Annotated in this window: 34 protein-coding genes; 29 read left to right on the top strand and 5 right to left on the bottom strand. The window is 33.2% G+C overall.

The features are described 5' to 3' along the window. Positions 1–14: 14 nt before the first annotated feature. From EKQ63_RS29955 to EKQ63_RS19685, 4 genes are all read left to right on the top strand, one after another. Positions 15–185 (top strand): hypothetical protein, encoded by a 171-nt coding sequence (locus tag EKQ63_RS29955; protein WP_088065475.1) that lies wholly within the window; start codon positions 15–17, stop codon positions 183–185. Beyond that, on the top strand, positions 182–811 hold the full coding sequence (locus EKQ63_RS19695) for a hypothetical protein (protein WP_143881449.1): 630 nt from the start codon (positions 182–184) through the stop codon (positions 809–811). Before EKQ63_RS29955 ends, EKQ63_RS19695 begins: the two co-directional genes overlap by 4 nt. Next, a complete protein-coding gene (gene fbpA / locus EKQ63_RS19690) occupies positions 787–936 on the top strand; it encodes a Fur-regulated basic protein FbpA (protein WP_309252108.1) in 150 nt (49 codons plus the stop codon). Before EKQ63_RS19695 ends, fbpA begins: the two co-directional genes overlap by 25 nt. Before the next feature lie 94 nt (positions 937–1,030). Next, entirely contained in the window at positions 1,031–1,603 is a 573-nt protein-coding gene (locus tag EKQ63_RS19685) for a dUTP diphosphatase (protein WP_143881448.1), read from the top strand. 50 nt (positions 1,604–1,653) lie between these two features. On the opposite strand, the gene EKQ63_RS19680 is transcribed toward EKQ63_RS19685, so the two are convergent. Both EKQ63_RS19680 and EKQ63_RS19675 read right to left on the bottom strand, forming a co-directional pair. Beyond that, a complete protein-coding gene (locus tag EKQ63_RS19680; protein ID WP_143881447.1) occupies positions 1,654–2,127 on the bottom strand; it encodes a CDI toxin immunity protein in 474 nt (157 codons plus the stop codon). A 374-nt stretch (positions 2,128–2,501) separates the two neighbouring features. Beyond that, positions 2,502–2,765 carry a hypothetical protein gene (locus EKQ63_RS19675; RefSeq protein WP_080773562.1) on the bottom strand — a complete coding sequence of 88 codons (264 nt, stop codon included), beginning with the start codon at positions 2,763–2,765 and terminating at the stop codon, positions 2,502–2,504. 435 nt (positions 2,766–3,200) lie between these two features. On the opposite strand from EKQ63_RS19675, the gene thyX reads away from it, so the two are divergent. After that, positions 3,201–3,947 carry an FAD-dependent thymidylate synthase gene (gene thyX / locus EKQ63_RS19665; RefSeq protein WP_143881446.1) on the top strand — a complete coding sequence of 249 codons (747 nt, stop codon included), beginning with the start codon at positions 3,201–3,203 and terminating at the stop codon, positions 3,945–3,947. A gap of 103 nt (positions 3,948–4,050) precedes the next feature. Here the strand turns inward: thyX and EKQ63_RS19660 are convergent, their stop codons facing one another. After that, positions 4,051–4,263 carry a hypothetical protein gene (locus tag EKQ63_RS19660; protein ID WP_001032092.1) on the bottom strand — a complete coding sequence of 71 codons (213 nt, stop codon included), beginning with the start codon at positions 4,261–4,263 and terminating at the stop codon, positions 4,051–4,053. Positions 4,264–4,399: 136 nt separating this feature from the next. On the opposite strand from EKQ63_RS19660, the gene EKQ63_RS19655 reads away from it, so the two are divergent. The 12 genes from EKQ63_RS19655 to EKQ63_RS19600 all read left to right on the top strand — a co-directional run bounded on the left by EKQ63_RS19655 (position 4,400) and on the right by EKQ63_RS19600 (position 14,271). Continuing rightward, positions 4,400–4,687 carry a hypothetical protein gene (locus EKQ63_RS19655; RefSeq protein ID WP_143881445.1) on the top strand — a complete coding sequence of 96 codons (288 nt, stop codon included), beginning with the start codon at positions 4,400–4,402 and terminating at the stop codon, positions 4,685–4,687. Between the two features lie 4 nt (positions 4,688–4,691). Further along, entirely contained in the window at positions 4,692–5,066 is a 375-nt protein-coding gene (locus tag EKQ63_RS19650; protein ID WP_143881444.1) for an ArpU family phage packaging/lysis transcriptional regulator, read from the top strand. A 118-nt stretch (positions 5,067–5,184) separates the two neighbouring features. Then, positions 5,185–5,880 (top strand): hypothetical protein, encoded by a 696-nt coding sequence (locus tag EKQ63_RS19645; RefSeq protein WP_143881443.1) that lies wholly within the window; start codon positions 5,185–5,187, stop codon positions 5,878–5,880. A 175-nt stretch (positions 5,881–6,055) separates the two neighbouring features. Then, on the top strand, positions 6,056–6,286 hold the full coding sequence (locus EKQ63_RS19640; protein WP_143881442.1) for a hypothetical protein: 231 nt from the start codon (positions 6,056–6,058) through the stop codon (positions 6,284–6,286). Between the two features lie 175 nt (positions 6,287–6,461). Further along, on the top strand, positions 6,462–7,001 hold the full coding sequence (locus tag EKQ63_RS19635; RefSeq protein WP_143881441.1) for an ImmA/IrrE family metallo-endopeptidase: 540 nt from the start codon (positions 6,462–6,464) through the stop codon (positions 6,999–7,001). Between the two features lie 3 nt (positions 7,002–7,004). Next, the gene (locus EKQ63_RS19630) at positions 7,005–8,411 is read left to right on the top strand and encodes an NUDIX hydrolase (RefSeq protein WP_143881440.1); all 1,407 of its coding nucleotides are present in this window, start codon (positions 7,005–7,007) and stop codon (positions 8,409–8,411) included. Positions 8,412–8,464: 53 nt separating this feature from the next. Further along, positions 8,465–8,941, top strand: a complete 477-nt coding sequence (locus EKQ63_RS19625; RefSeq protein WP_143881439.1) for a Pycsar system effector family protein — start codon at positions 8,465–8,467, stop codon at positions 8,939–8,941. Positions 8,942–9,574: 633 nt separating this feature from the next. Then, a complete protein-coding gene (locus EKQ63_RS19620; RefSeq protein ID WP_143881438.1) occupies positions 9,575–10,078 on the top strand; it encodes a sigma-70 family RNA polymerase sigma factor in 504 nt (167 codons plus the stop codon). Between the two features lie 289 nt (positions 10,079–10,367). Further along, positions 10,368–12,566, top strand: a complete 2,199-nt coding sequence (locus tag EKQ63_RS19615; RefSeq protein WP_143881437.1) for a P-loop NTPase fold protein — start codon at positions 10,368–10,370, stop codon at positions 12,564–12,566. Positions 12,567–13,072: 506 nt separating this feature from the next. Further along, positions 13,073–13,207 carry a hypothetical protein gene (locus EKQ63_RS30500; RefSeq protein WP_001086026.1) on the top strand — a complete coding sequence of 45 codons (135 nt, stop codon included), beginning with the start codon at positions 13,073–13,075 and terminating at the stop codon, positions 13,205–13,207. A 239-nt stretch (positions 13,208–13,446) separates the two neighbouring features. Continuing rightward, a complete protein-coding gene (locus tag EKQ63_RS19605) occupies positions 13,447–13,725 on the top strand; it encodes a helix-turn-helix transcriptional regulator (RefSeq protein ID WP_143881436.1) in 279 nt (92 codons plus the stop codon). Positions 13,726–13,845: 120 nt separating this feature from the next. Beyond that, on the top strand, positions 13,846–14,271 hold the full coding sequence (locus EKQ63_RS19600) for a hypothetical protein (RefSeq protein WP_046957652.1): 426 nt from the start codon (positions 13,846–13,848) through the stop codon (positions 14,269–14,271). Positions 14,272–14,357: 86 nt separating this feature from the next. On the opposite strand, the gene EKQ63_RS19595 is transcribed toward EKQ63_RS19600, so the two are convergent. Then, complete coding sequence (locus tag EKQ63_RS19595) at positions 14,358–14,780, bottom strand: type II toxin-antitoxin system HicB family antitoxin (RefSeq protein ID WP_143881435.1); 423 nt, start codon at positions 14,778–14,780, stop codon at positions 14,358–14,360. 271 nt (positions 14,781–15,051) lie between these two features. Continuing rightward, positions 15,052–15,213 (bottom strand): hypothetical protein, encoded by a 162-nt coding sequence (locus EKQ63_RS29950; RefSeq protein ID WP_000352022.1) that lies wholly within the window; start codon positions 15,211–15,213, stop codon positions 15,052–15,054. 332 nt (positions 15,214–15,545) lie between these two features. Here EKQ63_RS29950 and EKQ63_RS19590 point away from each other — a divergent pair, with 332 nt between their 5' ends. From EKQ63_RS19590 to EKQ63_RS19535, 12 genes are all read left to right on the top strand, one after another. After that, a complete protein-coding gene (locus EKQ63_RS19590; protein WP_143881434.1) occupies positions 15,546–15,842 on the top strand; it encodes an HNH endonuclease in 297 nt (98 codons plus the stop codon). A gap of 166 nt (positions 15,843–16,008) precedes the next feature. After that, on the top strand, positions 16,009–16,380 hold the full coding sequence (locus EKQ63_RS19585) for a hypothetical protein (protein ID WP_000985226.1): 372 nt from the start codon (positions 16,009–16,011) through the stop codon (positions 16,378–16,380). Beyond that, complete coding sequence (locus tag EKQ63_RS19580) at positions 16,377–18,065, top strand: terminase large subunit (protein WP_143881433.1); 1,689 nt, start codon at positions 16,377–16,379, stop codon at positions 18,063–18,065. The genes EKQ63_RS19585 and EKQ63_RS19580 overlap by 4 nt, the downstream gene beginning before the upstream one ends. 15 nt (positions 18,066–18,080) lie before the next feature. Beyond that, positions 18,081–19,292: a phage portal protein gene (locus tag EKQ63_RS19575; protein WP_078400380.1), complete on the top strand. Its 1,212-nt coding sequence runs from the start codon at positions 18,081–18,083 to the stop codon at positions 19,290–19,292. Further along, positions 19,258–19,842 (top strand): HK97 family phage prohead protease, encoded by a 585-nt coding sequence (locus EKQ63_RS19570; RefSeq protein WP_143881432.1) that lies wholly within the window; start codon positions 19,258–19,260, stop codon positions 19,840–19,842. The genes EKQ63_RS19575 and EKQ63_RS19570 overlap by 35 nt, the downstream gene beginning before the upstream one ends. A 13-nt stretch (positions 19,843–19,855) precedes the next feature. Continuing rightward, a complete protein-coding gene (locus EKQ63_RS19565) occupies positions 19,856–21,019 on the top strand; it encodes a phage major capsid protein (RefSeq protein WP_136997370.1) in 1,164 nt (387 codons plus the stop codon). A gap of 36 nt (positions 21,020–21,055) precedes the next feature. Further along, positions 21,056–21,346, top strand: a complete 291-nt coding sequence (locus tag EKQ63_RS19560; protein WP_074569694.1) for a hypothetical protein — start codon at positions 21,056–21,058, stop codon at positions 21,344–21,346. Between the two features lie 2 nt (positions 21,347–21,348). After that, positions 21,349–21,621 (top strand): head-tail connector protein, encoded by a 273-nt coding sequence (locus EKQ63_RS19555; RefSeq protein ID WP_000979030.1) that lies wholly within the window; start codon positions 21,349–21,351, stop codon positions 21,619–21,621. After that, positions 21,618–21,917: a phage head closure protein gene (locus EKQ63_RS19550; protein ID WP_136997368.1), complete on the top strand. Its 300-nt coding sequence runs from the start codon at positions 21,618–21,620 to the stop codon at positions 21,915–21,917. The genes EKQ63_RS19555 and EKQ63_RS19550 overlap by 4 nt, the downstream gene beginning before the upstream one ends. Further along, a complete protein-coding gene (locus tag EKQ63_RS19545) occupies positions 21,910–22,266 on the top strand; it encodes an HK97 gp10 family phage protein (RefSeq protein ID WP_000065124.1) in 357 nt (118 codons plus the stop codon). The genes EKQ63_RS19550 and EKQ63_RS19545 overlap by 8 nt, the downstream gene beginning before the upstream one ends. Further along, complete coding sequence (locus EKQ63_RS19540; protein ID WP_000172073.1) at positions 22,263–22,592, top strand: hypothetical protein; 330 nt, start codon at positions 22,263–22,265, stop codon at positions 22,590–22,592. The genes EKQ63_RS19545 and EKQ63_RS19540 overlap by 4 nt, the downstream gene beginning before the upstream one ends. Next, positions 22,593–23,186, top strand: a complete 594-nt coding sequence (locus EKQ63_RS19535) for a major tail protein (protein WP_001293690.1) — start codon at positions 22,593–22,595, stop codon at positions 23,184–23,186. The last annotated feature ends 2 nt before the right edge of the window (positions 23,187–23,188 follow it).

Below are 23,188 nucleotides of genomic sequence, written 5' to 3'. Positions count from 1 at the left end.
GGAGACGAACTGATATGACTATTACTGTAATTCGTCCTAATGTCCATATTTCAAGCGTTAGTAGTTGGGGGATGGTATTTACACCATCTCCGACAAATAACGCTGAATGGTCATGTGAGGACTATAAAAACACAACGGGGAAACGGATTGAAGAAATGTTAAAGAAAGCGAAGGGGAAAGAATGAAAACATATACAGGATTTGAAGCGATTGAAAGAATGAAAACAAATTGGATTAAAGAAAAAAATGATTATTTTGCACACACATTAAAAAAAGGGAAGCATGAAGTTTTGGGAATTAGTAGTCAGCGTATTGTACCATCTGCCATCGGTATGAACTTCTTTTTTGAAAACGAGTTTGTAGATTATGAAAAGCCATTGAATTTAGAGTACGGTGAAATGTTTGTAATGGAAAGCTCAAATGGGAAATGGTACGGAATTTTAAAAGAAGAGACTCAAACTAAGTATTACTTAATCATGGGGTTAAAAGTAGGAGAATATCGTTTCTATGAAAATGGATGTTCTTTCAAAAGATATCAGGGACGTACATTCCGAAAGGCAACAGATGAAGAGTTAGAAGAATTTGAGCGTTTCATGGTGTTCTATAAGAAAGATCGTAAAATGGACGAGTTTAAATTAGGTGACATTTGTGAACGTGAAGATGTCCTATATAAAGTAGTTGTTCAGACTGAGGATAACAAATTTGAGGGTGTTTTAGGTTGTGTAGCAATTAATGAAAAAAATACTCCAGTAAAATACTTTCCAGTGAAAAGTATGGAATTACAATTTTGTGTCGAGGACATGGTGGGGTAATTTTGCATCAACACATCATAGATCAACTGATTGATAGAGGTATTTATAAATCCAAGGACGGGCTTCGAGATTTATTCGAATGCTCGTTTGAGGAGTTAGTGGAATTGTTGGAGGGAGAAGAGTGAGCTTTAAAAAGGAAATGGCGATCATTTTAGTCAGCTGGCTTTTAATCAGTGTGACTATATTCTTACTAAAATACAAACTTGGAGTGAACTTATAATGATTCAGTTACACACAATTACATCTGAAGAGAAGAAACAAAACTTTGATATTACAGAACTATTCGAAATGCAAAAAGAACTGGATAAACGAATTGGATATAAAGGAAATGACAAAATGGATATGTTATTTCGTGCATTACTGGTGGAAATTGGTGAAGCATGGAATGAAACTCGAGCGTTTAAGATGTGGAGTACAGGATTTGGAGTTCCTAAGAATGGACTATTAGAAGAGTTAATTGATGGTCTCCACTTTCTCATGAACATTGTAATTGAATTAGATAAGTGTACATGGAGACATGAACTCATTCCATCGTTCAGTATGCAATCGATTATGAGAAAAGATACAAGTAATGTAAATATGCTGTTTGAATGGTACATGCAAGATGTGTTAACCGCAAAAAGAGCATGGTGTCAGTACAGAGATTTAACTACAACGATGGGACATTTAAGACGAGCGTTTGGTATCTTCTTTCGTATTTGTTATTTGTATGGATTTACCTATGAGGATGTTATTGATTCATATAAGGAAAAGAATGCGGAAAACTTTGAGAGACAGGATAACGGATATTAATGAAATTTGAATTTTATAGAACAACAGAATGAGGAAAGATGATTAGAGTATTAGCGAAAACCAACTCTAATCATTTCTTCATCTTTTATTTCAATTACGAATTTATATTCCTTATCTAATAGCCAGTAATAAAAACTAACTGCATCAATGTCAATGAGTGATTGGAATACTTTATCAAGATTTGTACTTACTACAGGAATTTCATAGTTATCCCATAATATAAAAATCTGTTCATCAAAATCTAGTTGATTTGCTCTAATCAGGGAAATTAGTTGTTCTTTATTTGAGGCTATTAATTGATTGTCTATCTGTTCCCAATCTATTTTTCCAGAGACGGTTATAGGAAATAAATTAATTAAATTATTAGCAATCTGCTGGCTTTTCTCCTGAGAGAAAATTAGGGTTTTGTCTCCTAAGGATTCAAGACATTCAGTAAACAAAGGATTTGTATCGGTTTTGTTTTTTGTTTTCAATTTCTTTAATTTTTGTTGCATTTTCCATTGTCTTGAGGATCTATCATTCATTTTTAACATTCCTTATAAAATTATTTAAGAATGAGTATAGCATATAAGGGCAGGTCTTATGAAAATAAATTTTTAAAATATAAATTAAACAAAAGCGTTATTTTATAGAAATGTGAAAAGAGCACACAGAAAATGTGTACTCATAACAATCTAAATTATTTTAAGGACCATGATATATCATCAAGGGCTTTATAAATATAGCTATACATGCGGTAAAAGAGATATTTTGGATTGTATTTTTGTTTCCAGTTCATAATAATCACCTCTCATACAAATAGTTTAATTATATTATACAGTCGTTAATTCGAATGTTAAGAAAATTCAATGTGAATTTAGGTAAATTTAAACAAAATAGTTATTTGAGAGAAAAAGAATTATTTCAAATGTTGTAGTTGCGATTCAGCCATTCCAGCGCCAATAATAGCACCAATAATTAATGCGCAAGTAATTAAAATACCTAAAATAATTAACATAGCAAAAGTAATTTTTTTCGCTGTATCTCCTTTTGGGGCAAGAATAGCTAAAACAATTGAGATAGGTATTAAATAAATTAAGTAATTGTTTGTATGCCCAGATAATGAAGCAAAAAACACGATTGAAGTTAAAAACATTGAAATAAAACCAAAGTATTCTCTCATTTTGTTATCCTTTCCCGAAAAATGAATTATACAGATTATACCATGAGGGAATTGAATCAGAGTAATTTAAAAAAACGCTATTTGGTATGTAAATAGAAGAGCACGTTGAAAAGTGCCCTTCTGTAACGACTATCCACTCTAAAAAGAAATGATGCAATCTATCATATGAAATTATGTAGATTTAGTTGTGTGTATTTTCTATAAACATTTCATTGTGTCATAAATAAAAAGGCGGTTGTTTCCGCAACCACCTTTCAGTAAAACAAAAGCACTTTTTCAGAAATAAAATATGGATGATTCCTGAAAAGGTTATAGGATGTAAACCCATTTTTATAATTCAAGTGACGAGCTTAATTTATAAGAAAGGACTAATTACAGCATATGAAAACTTGTCTAACAAGGTTACAAATTCATTAAGAAATGGAGAATTCAAATATGGATGTAAAGCTACTAGCACATACGCAATTATCTGAGGAATTTGTTAATTATTTATCACTTGTATCTGGTATTGGAGAGGAAGGTTTTGATCCTACCCATGGGCAAGTGATAGCTTTATCAGCAATCCGTACGTGCTACTCGCCAAATAGACCTAGTAGGATTGCAACTTTAGAGGGAGAGAAGTACTTCAAAGGAAAAGCAACTGATGGGAAAGGTGGAAAAGAAGTAGATCGGCTCATTAGACATATTGTAGGTTCTGGACATACTTCAACACTGGAGCATTTAACATATACCTTCGCAGTAGAAGGAGTTAGTAGGGCATTACTTACACAGTTAACCCGTCACCGTGTAGGATTCAGTTACTCAGTCCAATCTCAAAGATATGTACGCATGGGAAGCGATGATAAGATAGGTGGATTTGATTTTGTAGTGCCTGAAACGGTTAAAGCAAAAGGAGAACAAGTAGTTAAAGCTTACAATGAGATGATGTGCAAACTACAAAGTGATTATGATCTGCTTAGAACATTAGGAATTCCTGCTGAGGATGCTCGTAGCGTACTTCCAAACGCAGCTACAACTAATCTAGTATTAACAGTCAATTTACGGGGGCTTTTAGATTTCTACAATAAGCGTCGAAAAGGGAAAGGTGCTCAAGCTGAAATCGCAGAGTTGGCAGAGCAATTAAGGCAAGAAGTTGTAAAAGTTGAAAAGTGGGTAGACGAGTTTTTCGGAAGTGGAAAGTAACAGAAGTCTAGAAAGATTACAAATAAAAGAGCAGCTAGCAAAAGCTAACTGCTCATCTCCAGGGGAATTGGAGACTGGTGTATCTATAGTATTGACGGAATATTTATTTTAAATCCAATTTATTTAAACTAAATATTCCAACAGCTACAATGGCTGCACCTACTGCAGAACCTAGCCAGTCTCTCCAGCCTAATGTATTTAAAGGTGTATCTGTTAGATCCATAATTAAGAAGATAGCAAACATTAATCCACCGAATGCTAAGCATCCCCAAAATGTTTGTAAAGATTTAATTATCTTCTTTCTGAACTTGTTCATATAAAATCACCCTTAACAGAACTTTGTATTTTTATAAATAAATTATTGCATGTATGAAAATTGAAAGTACAGAATATGCAATATTGCATATTGGAAATTAACAAAATAATCTTTTTAAAGAAATGGAGATTTATAAATGGGGAAAAGTCAAAGAGATAAAGGTATGAGACGTGAAAGAGAATTTGCTAGTTTGATAGGTGGTACTCGTGTACCGCTCTCTGGTGCGATGGACGGGTATTCAAACGATGTGAAGGGTTTAGGTCTTGAATGGGAAGTAAAAGCGAGGAAAGAGGGATTCAAGACGTTATATAACTGGTTAGAGGATGAACGTGAACAGCCAGATGCATTAGCAATAAAAGCGGATAGAAAACCGTGGTTGGTAGTTATGCCGTTGGATACATTTTTGAAAATAGTGAAGGAGTGAGAGTATGTTGGATATTGCCCTACCTGTTCTTAACAAAGAGCAGACGAAAAAGAATGTGCTTCAAGCTTTGAAAAAGTATCATTTATTTTTATCAAGTATAGATGAAAGGGATATTGAACGTGTACAAAATGGTAAGGTGATCGGCATGAGTAAAACGCTTTTAGAACGAATCAACTATATCCAAGAAATAAGAAAAGGTGTAGAGAAGCTGGATGCATGGGATAAGCAACTTATTGAGTTAGCTTATCTAGGGAAAGAGAAGCCTAGTTGGATAAAGATGTGTAGGCTATTGAATATGTCTCAGCCGGATTATTATAGGAAGAGGAATAAGGCTTTGTGTGAGTTGGCTTATAAGTTGGAAATTGAAGTTGAAGAATAATATGAAAATCCAAATGATGTTTTATTTTTATATATTGATTTTAGGTTTTTTGTGAGATAATCTTTTAAGTGAAATAAGCCACTGGTGAAAAAATTCAAAGAGGGAGATAAAGTTTCTGATGAATAAAAAAATCATAGAAAATATTTTGGAGGAGGCTATAGAGGAACTCAGAGAAGAAATTAAAGTTGAAATAAAAAGTGAGATAAAACCTTTGGTTAAAAATATTATTATAGAAGAGTTAAAAGGAAAAGTTTGTAAGGAGTCCCGAAATAAAGAGGACATTAAAAAAAAGAACTCGAAGATAAATATATTTAGATTTATATTACCTGTAGGTGCAGCATATGCACTATATATTTTTACTGCTTTATTTTATTTGCTGGGAGTGAAATGGAGTTTTTACTTTATAGCAGAAAATGTTGGTGGAACAATTAATTTTAAAACCTTTATCAGCTGTATTATATTGGGGGTTTTTATGTGTATTTTCTTAAAAGTTTCTCATGTTTTTTATAGATTAAAACAAAATAAGAGTACAGTATTTCTATATGGATTATTCGAGTATAGCCTTGGTTTAATAATTTTAGTAACGACAGGATTAATCTTTATAGAAGAGTTTTTACAAAAGCCAGCGACTATTATGGGAATCAAAGTGGCTACTTACACTACCTTTTATGGAGCCTTATATGTAATGGTTCGAGGGTTGGAGACCGCTAGAAGACATTTTAATCCAGAGGGGCCGGCGAAAATCTTTTTTATGGATATAACAAAGGAAACCTATGTATCTACTTTTTTTAATAAAATTTTGACATGGAAGTAGAAAGTTAAATAAAGAGGTACGAGATAGTTTGTTTTTATGTATAGATATATATAGGCATTATGTGAGAATTTTTAACCTTATAATCAACCAAATTGAGTCATTTATCCGTATAAATAGATGACTTCTTTTTTTTGTAAATTAACAGTAGGAATACTTTTAAGGAGAGAATGAAATAATGGAACAAGTTGTGAGAGAGTATTTTTCACCAAGTAAACAATATAAAGTACAAATTATAAAAAGAAAAGATAATTTGTATACAACAGAAGTTTATAGGTGGATGGAGGATTGTGGATATGAGTTTTGGAGTTCTATTGATCAAGGGTTCTCTTTGATAGATAGTGAGGAGCATGCAGAGAAGATAGCTATTGAACAACTTAAGGGATGTTCAGGGGAAAATATAACTTAAAGGTAATGTTATTCTGATAAATACTTTGAAAATAAATATCGGTTTATTATATGGGTGTAAACAGGAAAATAAGGTGATTAAAATATATTATAATAACATAATTTAAAATTAGAAAAGGAGGTGAACAAGTGTACGTTGTGTATGATATACTAAAATAGAGGGGAGATGTGATGTTATGTCTAGACGAGAAGCGATTAATGAGCTTGCTTATAACTTGCATGATATACTCAATTTAGAGATACCAGTTGAAATTGAAGAGATTCCAGGAGCATTAGGTGGAGAACTTCGATATGTTGATAGTTTAGAAGATGGAATGGAAGCTAAAATCGAAAGATTATCTTCGGAGAATAAAAAGAAATTTAGAATTACTCTACAAAGAGAAGCGTGTGAAAAAAGAAGAAGGTTTTCTATCGCTCACGAACTTGGTCATTTGTTTATTCATATGAAGTATTTAATTGATCAAAAAGAGTGGGATAAAAGTCAGGAATACAAAGATTCGGTTTATTATCGGTATGGATATGGCACAGAAGAAAATGAGGCAAATGAATTTGCTGGAGCGTTTTTAATGCCAGAAAAGCAGTTTATTAAATTTGCAAATGAAAATTTCCGACATGGTAAATACTATTTAGAGCCAATTGCTGAATATTTTAATGTATCTGTTCCAGCAGTAAAAACGAGAGGAAGATGGTTAGGTTTATTTAGTTGGGAGGATTAAGTTGTGCAAATAGATGTTTCTGCAGTTACAGGAAAACTGACGGCTGTTCAAAAAATTATGGGTACAGAGGCAAATTTATCTGGAATATATATTTTTTATTCATTTGACCTTGTTAATTCTACTAGTTTTAAAGCTAAGTTTTCAGATGATTGGCCGCCTGTTGTAGAAGATTTTTATTTAATGATTAAGGAAAAATTGACACTATTACACGAAGGTATAAAAGTTTGGAAACATATTGGTGATGAGGTTTTATTTTATAAAAGGGTAACAGACCTAAGGGAGCTTTATAACGCGCCTAAATATGCTTTAGATGTAATTAAAGCATTAAATCAAGAGTTGAATAGGAAGTTTCCAATAACTAAAAAGAATCTTGACTGTAAATCAACTATTTGGCTCGCGCAAGTCGAAGATAAAACTAAGGAAGAGAATATAGGTGGATCTTCAAAAAATATAGTATTCCTTGTAGATGGAGTAAGAGGAGAAGGAGCAAAAGATTTTTTAGGACCAGATATAGATAGGGGATTTCGCCTTTCAAGATATGCACATAAACGGAAGATTGTAGTAAGTCCGGAATTAGTATATATCTTATCATTAAGACGAGATCTTGAAGCTAAGGCTGAAAGTGAGCAAAAATATAATGTTGATGAGGCTTTTAGGATAGTAAACTATCAAAAGTTAAAAGGTATTTGGAATGATAGGCTTTACCCAATAGTTTATTTTTATGATAAGTGGAATAAAATAGATGAGACTTTCGATTATGATGACATTATTAATAAGTCACCATTATTGATCGACATGTTATCGCAAAATGAGAATCCTGAATCAAAAATAAAATACATAGATAGAATTTTTAAGGATTTAGGAAAAGATGAGGAAGTACAAAAATTCATAGAAATAATAGAAGATACAAGACCATTAAATGATGAGCATACAATTACCCCGTTAGTACCTGTTCAGAGGATATCCGAAGTTCATTGTGTAGCAGTTTGTTTTAATAATGATGGACATATTTTATTGGGTAAACGTCCACAAACAAAACGTACGGCGGCTGGCAAGTGGGAGTTTGGTTGCGGGCAATTAAATGTGTTTAAAGATTTTGAAACAGCTCTTGTTGAGAGTTATAAACAAGACTTTGAAATAGAAATTAATTTTGGGAATGAGTTGAGGCCTGTACGTACATTTGATATTCCTAACCCATCGAGGAGAATATCAGGTATTATATTTATTGCTCGAACTAATGATCGACATATCAAAAATAATGGTCATGATCAAGTGAAATGGTTTAATCCTGAAAATTTAGCAGGGATTAACCTTAGTGAATATGTAGATGATTTTGACAAAAGTGTAAAAGCGGCTTGTGAAGCAGCAAAAGAACATTTTCCTGAATTAAATCAGAAAATATTATTGTAGTTGTGAGGTGTATAGAAATTTTAAAAAGCATATATGAAGATATCAGAGAATGGTTGAAATTTGCCGAAACAAAAAATGCTGCATTATTAACTTTTAATGGAGTGATTGTATTTGGTATTTTTGATAAGGTTGTGGATAAGGCAAGTGATTCATTTATTAAAACAGCCTTGATTATGGGGTGTGCAATTATTTTAATAAGTATTATTATTAATCTTGTTTCATTTTTACCACAATTCAATACATCTTCAAAAATACAAAATAATGTTGTTAATGGATCTCAGGCTAATGGGAATTTGATGTTTTATGAAGTAATTAAGGATTTTAATCCTCAAGCTTATTTAGATACAGTTGCAGGGAAATATAATTTAACATCAAATGAAAAAAATATTGATTTGGCTACACAAATAGTAACATTATCTCAAATTACACATGTTAAATTAAGATATTTTAATTTAGGGCTATACTTTACTTTTAGTGGAATTTTAATTCCGATTGTTTCTGTCATCATAGTATTTTTTAAAAGTATTTAAAATTTAAATTTACATAAAAAAGCATCTAATAGATGCTTTTTTTATATCAAACTAAAAAATGGTAGAAAGTGTGTATTAATTTTAGTAAGCAAGAATATAAATATTCAATAAATATTCAATAAAAATTTGATAAAAATTTGATAATAACATTTATAAATTTCCTGTATCATTAAAGGTGTCATAAGAACTGCCACGGAAATGGTACTGTATGTTGTTTCTTGATTTATCTAAATTTCTCGGGCTAGGGCAATTAATTATAGTTTACTCACGAATAAACGTAAGTAAGGGTCCGACCAACGAGGGAGAGGGTTACACCTCTCTTTGAGCCGAGGATGTTCCTTCCGAATGTCCAATTGCTAACCATACTTTCCTCGGTTCAAAGAGGCGTGGGGCACCTCAACACTTTATTTCTCTCTTGAACTTTACCAAACTAATTAGAAGCAATTAGCTACACTTACAGATTTGTGTCTATGAGGAACGGTTTTCCGTTTCTCTGACTATATAAGTAGTAAGTCACTTGTTTAGTGAGAGAAGCGTAGAAATTAAATATGAAAGTAATAAAAGAACACTGTTATGTAGAGAAGTACAGTCTATATACGGTGTTCTTTTTTGTTTATAAGGAGGGGATTGGTTATGCAGGATTTGATTAACCAATATAATACGGCTTTAAAGCAATTAAGAGAAGCCCAAAAAGATGCTAAAGAGGAAGATGTAAAGATTCTAACTGATATGATAAGTGACATTTCTTATTCCTTAGAATGGATGAAAAAGGCGAGAAGACCGGGAAATCCTAGAGGGGTTGAAAGGTTAGCGGCATATCAAAGGGAAAGAGCATGCGATCCGTTACTGATGCAAAGATATTTTCGTAGCATGGATGATAACTTATATGAGTGGGATAATCATCAACAAGAACATGCAATTGGTGAATGGGATAAGATTAGGTTAGAAGATGCTTTATCATTGTTAACAGAGCGGGAGAAGGAAGTTTATTTAATGTCTAGGGGATATTGTTTAACGTATAGAGAGATTGCTAGGTATCTTAACATTACATGCAGTACAGTACAATCTATGATAGAACGTGCTGAAAAGAAAATAGCAAGACAGGTAAATGAGAGCCTCTTCTGCAATTGTGGATGAGACTCTCATTTATTTGTCTGTATATAAAATATCTGGTTTGACTTGCTTTTTCTAGGTCATTTTGTATTGCCTAGTATGGTTTTTTATCACTCGAATCCTTAGACTGATTGCTTCAATCTAAAACAGTGTGGACAGTAGTTAATATAGATTCATTGGGGTATGGAGCTTTTGGGGATTTGGAAATTAATTGATATTTTAAAAGTATAAGTATATCATATCTATAATTTCAACAATATGGTAAACTGAAAAATGTTACAAAATGTAGTAATTTGTAGGAGGGAAAAAACAAGTGTATGCACAAAACGAACAAAGGGAATCTGTTGGAGGTAATTTTATTAATGATAGCCCAAGTTCAGATGATTCTTTGGGGTTTAAACCATATATAGAAGGAATTGCAAACTTTATTCGAGATCCTGCAACGAAAGCACCACTTACAATTTCAATTGAAGGTGAATGGGGGGCTGGAAAAACATCATTTATGAAACAGTTGCAAGGGAATCTGAAAAAATCTGAACCTAATTCTTATTCTGTTTGGTTTGATTCTTGGAGATATAATAAGCAAGAAGAAGTGTGGGCAGCTTTTGCTCTCAGTTTTCTTCAACAAATTTCTGAACAACGTTCATTTCTGATTCGTCCATGGTTAAGAAGAAGGCTAAGATGGAAAAAGTTACAAACTAAAGAATCTAAATTTTGGGCGAATTTATTTCATCGAATCCCGATTTGGCTTTTTGATATTATTTTCTTAGTATTCTTGATTGCTTTACCAATTGTTTATTTTAATACAGTCGCCCAACCCATTTGGGATGTTTTCTTAAACTTAAGTCCGATAGATTCAACTAATAAACCATTGATTGAATTAGCTGTGAAATTTGTTCCTATTTTCCCATGGTTGATAATAGTTTTTAAGGAGTTGAGAACTACTGTTTCAGGGCTATTGGAGCAAAACCTTAATAAATATATTAATAATCCAAAATACCAAGATCACTTAGAGTTAATAAATCAATTTCACGAAGATTTTCGTTTAATGATTGAAAATTATGTTGGTAATAGTCGAGTTTATTTGTATATCGACGATTTAGATAGATGTGATGCAGGTAAAGCTGCGGAGATAATGCAAGCAATTAATATGATGATTCATGACTATCCTCAAATTATATTTATTATAGCAATGGATCGTAAAAAGGTTGCAGCAGGATATGCGATGCATCATGAAAAGCTATTAACTTATTTAGCGCCTAGTGCATTAGATGAAGAGGGAAAAACTAATCCTCTGTCAGTTGCTCAGCAAGGGCTTCAATATGGATATTCTTACATAGAAAAATTTATTCAAGTTCCATTTCGGGTACCAAAGCCAAATCAAACTGATTTTAAAAGATTTTTAGATAAAGTAGCAATAAGGTCAAACGAAACTGAACAAAATTTAAAAATTAAAAATAAAATGCTTAATATAGGTAGGCGAACTTTGGCTTGGGCTTTTGATAGAAATAATGTTAATTCTACCGTATCATCAGAATTAACTGAACAAGAAGAAACTGCGATGGGTGCGAAAAAAGTGCATCAAGATGATTTAAGGGTGTTCTTAGAGGCTGAAGATTCAATTTCGGTTAAAAACGTTATAGTAATGATTGCCCCTTATTTAGATTATAATCCAAGAAGAATTAAACAATTTCTTAATATATTTCGTTTATATGCATATCTTTCAGATGAATTGGGACTCTTAAGGCAGCCTAAAGACTCAAAAGGACAGTTAATAGGTTTATCATTGGAACAGCTTGGTAAATTAATAGCTATATCTTTAAAATGGCCTCAGTTTATGACAGAAGCAATTGATAATGTGGATTTCATCAAAGGTTTCCTGCAATTCACATACGATGAGGTGGATGAGAATATTGCTAAAAAGTTTGGATTATGGAGAAGTGAGGGGAACTTAATTAAACTATTACGAGAAGGATGTGAAAATCCTGATGGTCAAATTGATAAAGATCTAATTCAAAGATTCGGATTAGAATATAGTAGTTTTGGGGAACTTTTTAAGATTGGTGAACCGGTTTATAGATTCCGAAATAATCTGGATAGTTCGTTGAGTACACCTCCTATTATTTTAAGAAGTTTATCACAAGAAAAATTTTTAGATTTAGTTAATGAATTATTAGAGAAAATTTATGGGGCTGGGAAGATAACAATTTTAAATGAAGAGAGTTGGGGAAAAGATCTTCAAATTTCATTGTCAAATGGAAAGTATCTTTTAGTGAATGTAGAAAAAATGTTTAATATGGTCGATGTTCATTCTGTTGAGTATGTATTCGATGTTATGCAGAAACAACAGATAGAAAAGGGGATACTAATTACACATGGGTATTTTGAAGGATTGGCTAAAACATATGCGCAAAATCACAATATTGAACTTTGGGATGGTAAAGAACTAACAAGTATTCTCAAAAGATATGGATATAATGTATATCTGGATGGACTTGATACAGTTGTTTAATCAAGTTTATTAAAATCCATTGTTTTGTAATCTTGAGTATAAATTTCCCATTCATTCTTTGCTCGATTTATCTAACTCCGTTAATATGTCTATAATTTAATGAGATAATGAGATAAAAGAAAAGGCTAGAAAAGAACAAGGGATATTACGTGGCTATCTGTTTAATGATAAGAAAATGAGTAATTGTGTAATTGTGTAATTTGTGGGAAAGAGTGCTTAACGTGGAATAATGATGATGCTGAGTATTTTAAATAGCATCTAAATTACCATTAAAAATAAGGGTATTATATAGTCTTTTCTATTGAACAAAAGGCATCCGGATTGGGTGCTTTTTGTTTTGGTTTCTGGTAGTAGATAAGTAAAATATCAAAGGAGAAACGTATATTTGATTAGAAATAAAATTGATAAAAACATCAAAAAACAATCAGAAAATGCATGTAATCTATTTACTTAGGTAAACAGATGTGTTATAATAAATATAGAAAGAACGAAAGGGGGGAAACAAATTGGCAAAGTTAGCACTGATACTAGGAATGATACTTACAGCATTAACAATCATTGAAAAAGTCCTAGTCATCCACGAAAAAGTAAAAAAGCTCAAAACCAAACGAAAACGCCCAGCCAGACGTAAACGAAAATGATTTTGAGCGGAAGAGAGAAGCCCACCTTCTCTCTTCTATACACATTATAACAACTTGCCAATTTGTAAACAATATGAAGAAAACAAGTAATTCATCGAACATCTTAATTATCTTCGTTACACTGTTTTACTTTGCTTATTTTCGAGATTCGATCGAAGCGAGTATTTTTAAAACTGTTTTGGATATCGTGTTAATCATTCTTTTAGTCCTTTATATAATAAATACGTCATTGAGACTCTATGGAATTTTTAAAGAAAAAAGAGGTGAATAAAGTGTACAAGTTTGAGGATAAAGAGCAACTGCTTTCTTTTTTACATGATGAGGTATTAACGACACCAGAGGTAATTGATGTTTTAGGAATTAGTAAAGCGAGAATTAGTAAAATGATTAAAGATGGTAAACTTGTACCATTTAAGAAAATGGAACGAGTGAGCTTATTTCTACGTGAAGACATTGAAGAGAAGAAGAAAGAACTAGAAGTCCTGCGTAGTAAATATAGACCATATGAAGAGGAATAGTCATTTTTGTAGAAAGCTTAATTAAGATAGATATTAATATAAAGTATTTTAACTTTATATTAAGTTTTATTGATTTTATTTCAACCTCCTTTTATTCTTGTATAGAGGAGGTTGATTTGTATGAGGAAATTGCGTAAAGACATTAAAGCAATCGCCCAATTAGTTATATTGTTGGCGGTTTTTACACTATTATTTGTAGTATTTAATGCTATAGGAAATATGGAAATGTTAGTAGGGATGATTCAGGAGACTTCTAAGTTAGGGATAAGCATAATAATAGGTTTAATTGGGATTGCAATTGCTTGTATAGCTTTTCAAAGTCTAGAAGCTAGAAAAGAGAACAAAAACTTTTATATGAATTATTTGACGCTAATGCTTATTGCACTACTCTTTTTACTAACTATTTTTTGGTTCCCGTATTTACCGATAGATTCTAACAAGTATATGTATTATTTCATTTTTATAGTTTATTTTCTTCTTGGGACAGTTTTGTTAGGTTTATCTTTAAGGGGTACTCATGAAATTATTAAAAAGACATTCGAATAAGATTTGTTGAAGAAATTAACCTAATATAAAGGGTTATTTCATTGATTATGGAGATAGAAAAAAGAGATGAAGATAATTCATCTCTTTTATACATCCTTATTTTCAGTAACACCTAAATGCTTTTTTAGTGCATCTTGTAACACTTGTGAGTAGTTTACATTATTAGCTTTTCCCATTTTATCAAGCCAATGAGGAATAGTTAATGTTTTCTTTACTGCCTTATTTTCAATTTCACTACGGAACGGTGGCATCCATACTTCTATTAAGCCAATAACTTGATTGTCTTTAGTTTGGATAGAAGTTGGATTAGATGCTGGCGGAATAGCGCCTTTATTTTCTTCTATTTCATATAGATGAGTTGCTAATGTCTTTTTAGCCATTTCAAAAGCATCCTCATAGTTATTACCATTAGCATGACAATCTGTTAAGTCAGGAAATGTAACAGTAACCTGCTCATCAGAAAAATCAAAAATAGATGGGTAGATGTAGCGATCTTGGTAAGTGCTCATTTGCTTTTCCTCCTGCTAAATATAGTGTAATGGATTTACTTCTTCAATTTTTTGATAATCGAAATGGTGAAGACCAGAATCCATAAAATAATAACTATTAGGTAGATAATGTCTAACATTTGTAAATTAGAAAAGTCGGTAACAATAAAGAAACGAATTGTTAAAAACAAACAAATAGTATTTAAAATCAATGAAGTTTTTGACATATAGATATGGGAGATGATAATATTTTTTTGAGAAACCCAACCAGTTGGTTGAGTTTCCCAATGGGTTACTTGCGTTTTCTTCGCTTAGGTTTTCTGCTTGGTCGGCTGGAACCTTTGCGTTGAGGACGCTTATTTTTTTCTTCTTTGCTTTCTTTGAGAAGTATGTATATCGCTAAGATGAAAGAAGAAATCCCGCTTACTTTGTCTAAAATATCTAGAATGTCCATCTCCCTTATTCCCTCCTTTCTATACTCTTATTATAACACGTATTATAATACGTGTAAAGGTAATTTGGTTAATTAATCTATGTTTTTTTATAAAATAATATAAGGATATATAATGTTGAAAGGGAAGTGATTGAGAGTATTTGCATTCAATATAAGTTTGTTCAATAAGAGATAAAAGCTTTATTTTTGTCGTACAAAAGCCACCTAATAATAGATAGGGTTTAAAGACAATTATGTTATATAAAACTTCATTTACCGTATTGGGTTTCATATAACTTTATATAAAGGATAACCGTTCAACATTGAGCGGTTATTTGTTTTGAGGTGGATGCATGGCAAAGGAATATGCAAAGAGGTTTTATAAATCCACAGCATGGAAGAAGTGTAGGGATTCATATTTTAAATTTAAATTTGGATTATGTGAGAGGTGCAAGGGGACAGGAAAGATTGTTCATCATAAGGATTACATAACACCAGAGAATATAAATAACCCAGAGATTACATTGAACTTTCATAACTTAGAACTTTTATGTCAGGATTGCCACAATCGTGAACATCATGAGAAGAATAGTCCAGTTGTTGAAGGAGTAATGTTTGATGAGAGTGGGGATTTAATAAAAAAAGAATAAAAATCAAAATAAAAAATGAACGCTGATATTTCCAAAGAAATAAAAGCCCCCCCATTTCAAAATCTTTTTCGAGTTCTCGAAGGACCGATGAGGTACCTTCACGTAATATACAGGTCATTTCGCGTGACCCCCCTACCCAAAATGCAGAAGAGATGAGGTGTTATTTATGGCGATAAAGAAAGAATTAACAAAAGAAGAGCGGGTTAACAAAGAAATAAACAGACTTAAACGTATATATAAAGAAATGCCAAAAGATACCCTCTTGGTAGTAGAGGGGCTAATTGTTGAAGCGGCAGATTTGCGTGTCCGACTAGAAGATGTCCGTAAAGATCTTGATGAAAATGGTTACGATGAAATGTTCTCACAATCAGAGAATCAAGAGCCTTATGAAAGAGAAAGACCAGCGGCAAGAAGATATATAGCTATGAATAAAAGTTATCAAACGATAATGAAGCAGTTGGGTGATTACATACCTAAAAAACCGATTGAAAGTAAGGAGAAGGACGATGGGTTTGATGACTTCGTGATGAATAAATGAGGATACAATATCCTTTGTCTTATAACCCCATCATTGAATATTACAGCCTTATTGAATCGGGAAAAGAAATTGTTAGTGAAAAAGTTCGTAGAATATATAAGAAATTAGTAAGTGATATTGATGATAAAGAAAGTATATATGAATACGACTCAAAGAAAGCGAACCATGCCATTGAGTTTATCGAAAACTTTTGTAAGCACTCAAAGGGAAAATGGGGCGGAAAACCAATTGTTTTAGAAGTATGGCAAAAGGCATTTATTGCAGCAGCATTTGGTTTTGTACATGAAATAGATGGCACAAGAAAATACAGAGAAGTATTACTTGTAGTTGCTCGTAAAAACGGAAAATCTACTGTTGGTTCAGGTATTGGATTGTATTTGCAAATAGCAGATGGGGAACCGGGTTCAGAAGTTTATGCGGTAGCAACTAAGAAAGACCAAGCGAAATTAGTGTGGTTAGAATCAAAGCGAATGGTAAAGAAGTCACCAGCACTATTAAAGCGTATTAAACCTTTAGTATCTGAAATGGTTTCTGAATGGAATGATAGTACATTTAAACCACTTGGTTCTGATAGTGAAACTTTAGATGGACTTAATGTACATGGAGCAATGATGGATGAAATTCATGCTTGGAAAGATAAAAACTTATATGACGTTATTGTAGATGGTACTTCTTCACGAGAACAGCCAATGATATTTATGATTACAACAGCGGGGACTGTCCGAGAGTCAGTGTATGATATGAAGTATGAAGAAGCAGAAATGTTGTTAAATGGACTCGATGATCCGGATGGATATAAAGATGAACGTTTTCTACCCATAATCTACGAGCTGGATAAACGAGAAGAATGGACTGACCCGTCAAAGTGGAAGAAAGCCAACCCTGGGCTTGGAACGATAAAAAAGGTAGACCAACTTGAAACAAAAGTAAACAAGGCAAAAGCAAATTCTTTGCTAGTAAAAAACTTACTAACAAAAGATTTTAATATAAGAGAAACATCAACAGAGGCATGGCTGACTTTTGAACAACTAAATAATCCTGAAACTTTTGATATAGAAAAGCTAAAGCCTTCCTATGGAATTGGTGGTTGCGATTTATCTTCAACTACCGATTTAACAGCAGCGAAGGTTATTTTTATGGTTCCAGAGGACCCGCATATTTATGTGAAGCAGATGTATTGGCTTCCTGAAGATTTATTGGAGCAGCGAAGTAAAGAAGATAAAATTCCATATAATTTATGGCACGAGCAAGGAATATTAAGAACAACACCGGGAAATTCCGTTCATTATAAATTTGTCACGAAATGGTTCTTAGAAATACGAGATGAATATGGCATTTATCTACCTTGGATTGGCTATGATAAATGGTCAGCGAATTACTGGGTTGAGGACATGCAAGGGTATTTCGGGAAGGAAGCGATGATTCCTATCGCACAAGGTAAACAGACCCTTTCTAGCCCGATGAAACTTTTAGGGGCTGACTTAGAATCTAAGCTAATAAACTATAATAACCACACGATTGACAAGTGGTGTCTTTCCAACACAGCCATAGATGTTGATAAAAATTTAAATATACAACCAAATAAAACAAAGAACCAACGACGTCGTATTGATGGCACAGCAGCGCTTTTAAATGCATATGTAGTTCTTCAAGATAAACGAAATGACTACCTCAATATGATTTAAGAAGGAGGTGAGAATTTGGGGTTGTTTGATAAGATATTTGGAAAGAAACAGGCTCCTACTACAACTCGTTTTGAAATGATAAACGATAATGGTGGAGGTTTTTTTGCGTGGAATGGGGACATCTATCAAAGTGACATTATACGAGCTTGTATACGTCCTAAAGCGAAAGCGGTTGGTAAGCTCATAGCCAAGCATATACGAGATAACTCTACTGAATTTAAGGTGAATCCAGATTCCTATATGAGATTTTTACTGGAAGAGCCTAATCCATTGATGACAGGACAAATGTTTCAAGAGAAAATGGCTGTTCAATTAGAGTTGAATCATAATGCATTCGCTTATATTAAGCGTGACGATTTTGGCTATCCTACTGAGATTTATCCTATTCCATGTACGACAGTTGAAGTTGTAGAAGGTGCACAGGGAGACATCTTTTTAAAGTTTTATTTTAAAAATGGTAAGCAGATGACGATTCCGTATACAGATATCATTCATTTGCGTAAAGACTTTAATGATAATGACTTTTTCGGAGAACATCCTGGTAATGCATTAGCTCAGTTAATGGAGATTGTTACAACTACTGATCAAGGTATTGTTAAAGCAATTAAAAATAGTGCAGTAGTAAAGTGGATTCTTAAGTTTAAGTCAGTATTAAAACAAGAAGATATTGATAGTCAGGTTAAAAACTTTGTGAATAACTATTTGAATATCTCAAATGATGGTGGAGCAGCTTCTTCTGATCCGCGATATGATTTAGAACAAGTAAAACCTGAAGCGTTTGTACCAGATTCAAAGCAGATGCAAGAAACAGTACAACGTATTTATAATTTTTTTAATACAAACGAAAAGATTATCCAAAGTAAATACAACGAGGATGAATGGACAGCTTATTATGAATCAGAAATTGAGCCATTTGCAATGCAGCTTGCTGGGGAATATACCAGGAAGCTTTTTTCGCGTCGAGAAAGGGGATTTGGTAACAAGATTATCTTTGAATCCTCTTCACTTCAATACGCTTCTTTAAGTACAAAGATGGACTTAGTTCAAATGGTTGATAGAGGAGCTATGACACCAAATGAATGGCGTTCAATTCTTTCACTTGGACCAATTGAAGGTGGATCTAAGCCGATTAGAAGATTAGATACAGCTTTAGTTAAAGAAGGAAATGTCACTGATGAAGGAGGTGATGACAATGAACAAGACGGAAAAGAGGGAACTACTGAGTAGTGCTCTTGAAATTAGGGAATTAGAAAATGGCCTTCGAACAATTTCTGGTTATGCAGTTAAATGGGGAATGAAATCTGTAACAATGGGCTATTGGCAACGATTTAAAGAGCAGTTTAAAAAAGGAGCTTTTACAGAGTCCTTAACTCAAGATGATCAATTAGCCTTATGGAGCCATGACACTTCGCAAGTGTTAGGAAGAACTAAAAATGGTACTCTTCGTTTATTTGAAGATGAGATTGGACTAAGGTTTGAACTAGACTTAGCCAATACAACACTCGGAAATGACACATACGAGACGATTAAACGCGGTGATGTAGACGGTGTTTCCTTTGGGTTCCAAATGGTCAAAGAAGAATGGGATGAATCAGATCCGGACAATGTAGTTCGTAGTGTAACAAAAGCTAAGTTATTAGAGATTAGTCCAGTAGCTTTCCCGGCTTATCCTGATTCGCAAGTTTCAGCTAGAAGTCATGACCCATATAAACAATTTGTGAAGGAACGCAATCAAAAAGAATTACGTAAAAAACTAATTTTAAAAACATATTTATAAGGGAGAGATTCATTTGAAAACATTACAAGAAATTTTAACTAGAAAATCAGAAATTCGCTCAATGTTACAAAGTGATAAGGAAGTAGATTTAGCAGCATTAGAAACAGAATTAAGAGATCTTGAAGAAACACAAAAACAAATTGAAACACGACAAAGATTATTAAAAGAAGCAGAGGAGATTAATAATAATCAAATGCCTGAAATGCGTACAGTTGAAACATTTAACAATGAACCTCAAAAACAAGACGTAGAATTAGAGACTTCTGAAAAGCGTGGACAGGCTCTAATGGAAAACCGTGCTGTTACAGTTGGAAGTGGTAATGTAGTTTTACCTAAGCATAGTGCAACGGATATTCGTCCAACTTTCAATGAAGTATCTACACTGATTGATCGAGTTTCTTCTAAAACTTTAAAAGGTGGAGAGAGTTACCAACAGCCGTACATTAAAAGTTATGGAGAAGGTGATTACACAACTGAGGGTAATGACTATAATACATCAGAAACAACGTTTGGATATGCAGATATCACAAAAGCAAAAGTTACAGCTTATTCAGAAGACACAGAAGAGCTTCAAAAATTACCAGCAGCTGATTACGATGCTGAAGTAATGAAGGGGATTACGGTAGCTACTCGTAAAAAGTTAACTCGTGAAATTTTAATTGGGACAGGTGCTACAAATCGACTTGTTGGTATTTTCTCAGCAGCAGCTACGGCAATTGATTCAGAAACAGATTTAGAAATTTCAGCAATTGATGCATCTACATTGGATGAGATTATCTATAGCTATGGTGGGGATGAAGATGTAGAAGATGCGGCAGTATTGGTTTTAAATAAACTAGATTTAAAAGCATTTGCTAAGCTTCGTACTTCTGATGGTAAAAAGGTATATAACGTAGTATCACAAGGTAATTCTGGAACAATTGATGGGGTACCATTCATTATTAATAGTGCTTGTAAGGCTATTTCTGATGCTAAAACAACAGCTGGACAATATAGCATGGCATATGGTCCTTTATCAAACTATCAACTTACTATTTTCTCAGATATGGACGTTCAACGATCTACAGACTTTAAATTCAAGCAAGGTATGATTGCTCATAGAGGTTCTGTTTTTGCAGGTGGTAACGTAATTTCTAAAAATGGATTCTTACGAGTGAAGAAAGCGGCTACTGTATAATAGTTGCTTTTCTTTATGGTATAAGGAGGTTTAACAGTGAGTGGGAAACCGTTGAATAAATATGTTGTAAAAAGAGCTTTTCGAGATAAATTCACTTTCGTTCATTATAGTGTTGCCGATTCATATGAATCAAATGACGCAGAACGTGTAATGTATCTACAAGATGAAGGTTTCTTGAATAAAGAAAGAATTATAGTAAAACAAGAAGGCTCAAAAGGACCAGTCCATGTTGGAGGAGGGTATTACGAACTTCCAAATGGTGAAAAGATTAAGGGTAAAGATGCCGCTCTGGAAGCTTTAAAACAGCTAGAGCAAGTTGGTGAATGAATATGATGCTTGATGTTGTGAAGAAAGCGGTACGGATCTCACATAGTGCTCTTGATGATGAACTTGAAGATTTAATTGAAGCATCTCGATATGATTTGAAGTTATCTGGTGTTTCTCATCTCAAGGCAAATGATGACACTGATCCTTTAATTAAAAGAGCAATTATTACGTATGTAAAAGCTAATTTTATTTCAGACGCAAAAGAGGCAGAACGTTTTTTAGCATCTTATAACATGCTTAAAAATCATCTAACTTTAGCGGGTGACTATAAATGAATGATATTTTACTATTCCCAGTAATAACAATTACTAAAGACGAATTAGGTCAAGTTGAGGAAAATGAAGTGTTTAGTAGACAGGTATTTTGCAAGAAAAAATCAGTTCCTCAATCTGAATTCTTTCAAGCTGGACAAAGTAATATCAAGGCTAGTCATATATTAATTGTTCATGTCTGGGACTACCAAGATGAACGAAAAGTGAAGTATCGAGATAAAGAATATAGCATTTACCGCACGTATGAAAGAGACGATGAAAAGGTCGAACTTTATTGTGAGGTGAAAGCCGGTGTCTAATATTGATACTCTTGCAAGTGATATTGCTAGGGAATTGCAAAGATACGCTAACCTAGTAGAAGAAGATATAGAAGATGCTAAAGAAAAGGTTGCGACCAATCTTGTGAATGAATTGAAACAGAAAAGTCCTAAGAAAACAGGGAAGTATGGTAAAGGCTGGCGGAAAAAGAAGGATGGCAGTGCAATCATTGTTTATAATGCATTGAAACCACAACTTACACATTTATTGGAAAAGGGACATGCTAAAGCAAATGGTGGCCGTGTAGCAGCTAAGGTTCACATTGCTCCGGCAGAAGAAAAAGCAATAAATGAACTAATTGAACGTGTCGAAAGGGCGATTCAACAATGACATTAGGTGAATTAAAGAAAATCCTTGATGCTACAGGTTATCCTGTGGCTTATTCACATTTCACAGCAACGCCAACTAATCCAGTTCCAGCGCCACCTTATATTTGTTTTCTTGTGGACGGATCAGCGAATTTAATGGCTGATAACAAGGTATATCACAAGATAAATAACTTAAGTATCGAGCTTTATACAAATAAAAAAGATTTAATTGCTGAAGCAAATCTTGAAAAAATCTTAGACAATTATGAGATTCCTTATGAATCCTATGAGGTTTTTATTGAAACTGAAAACCTATTTCAAAAAAATTATGAAACGAGGTTGATATAAATGAGTGAGAACAAAGTAAGTTTTGGATTGAAAAATGTCCATTATGCAACATATGAAACAAAAGATGGGGTAGTTACATTTGGAACACCGATTCCATTACCTGGTGCGGTTGAACTAACAAATGAACCACGCGGTGATTTAATTGAATTCTATGCCGATGACATGCTTTATTACTCAGCAGATAATAACCAAGGTTATGAAGGAACGTTAAATATTGCACTCCTTCCGGAGCAATTTGCAATTGATGCATTAGGTGAACAATTAGATGAGACAGATGGTGTATTAAATGAGTTAGCTGATGCAAAAGGGAAACCATTCGCACTGTTATTTGAGTTTGATGGTGATGTGAAAGCAACCCGTCATGTTATGTATAACTGTTCAGCGAGTCGCCCTAATATTTCATCAAAATCAAAAACGAATTCAGCTGAACCGAATACAAACGAGCTTAAATTCGTCGCAAGCCCAATTATTCTAGCAACTGGTGGTAGACCGATGGTTAAGACAAAGACAACTTCTAAAACTACACCGGCAATCCATGATAATTGGTACAAAAAGGTCTATGTGAAAACACCAACAGCACCAAAAGGAGCGTAATT

Origin of the sequence: Bacillus sp. BD59S, assembly GCF_007363175.1 — a bacterium.
GTDB lineage: Bacteria > Bacillota > Bacilli > Bacillales > Bacillaceae_G > Bacillus_A > Bacillus_A pacificus.
Note: the sequence above shows the minus strand (reverse complement) of the source record. Positions and strands in the feature narration are given on the sequence as shown.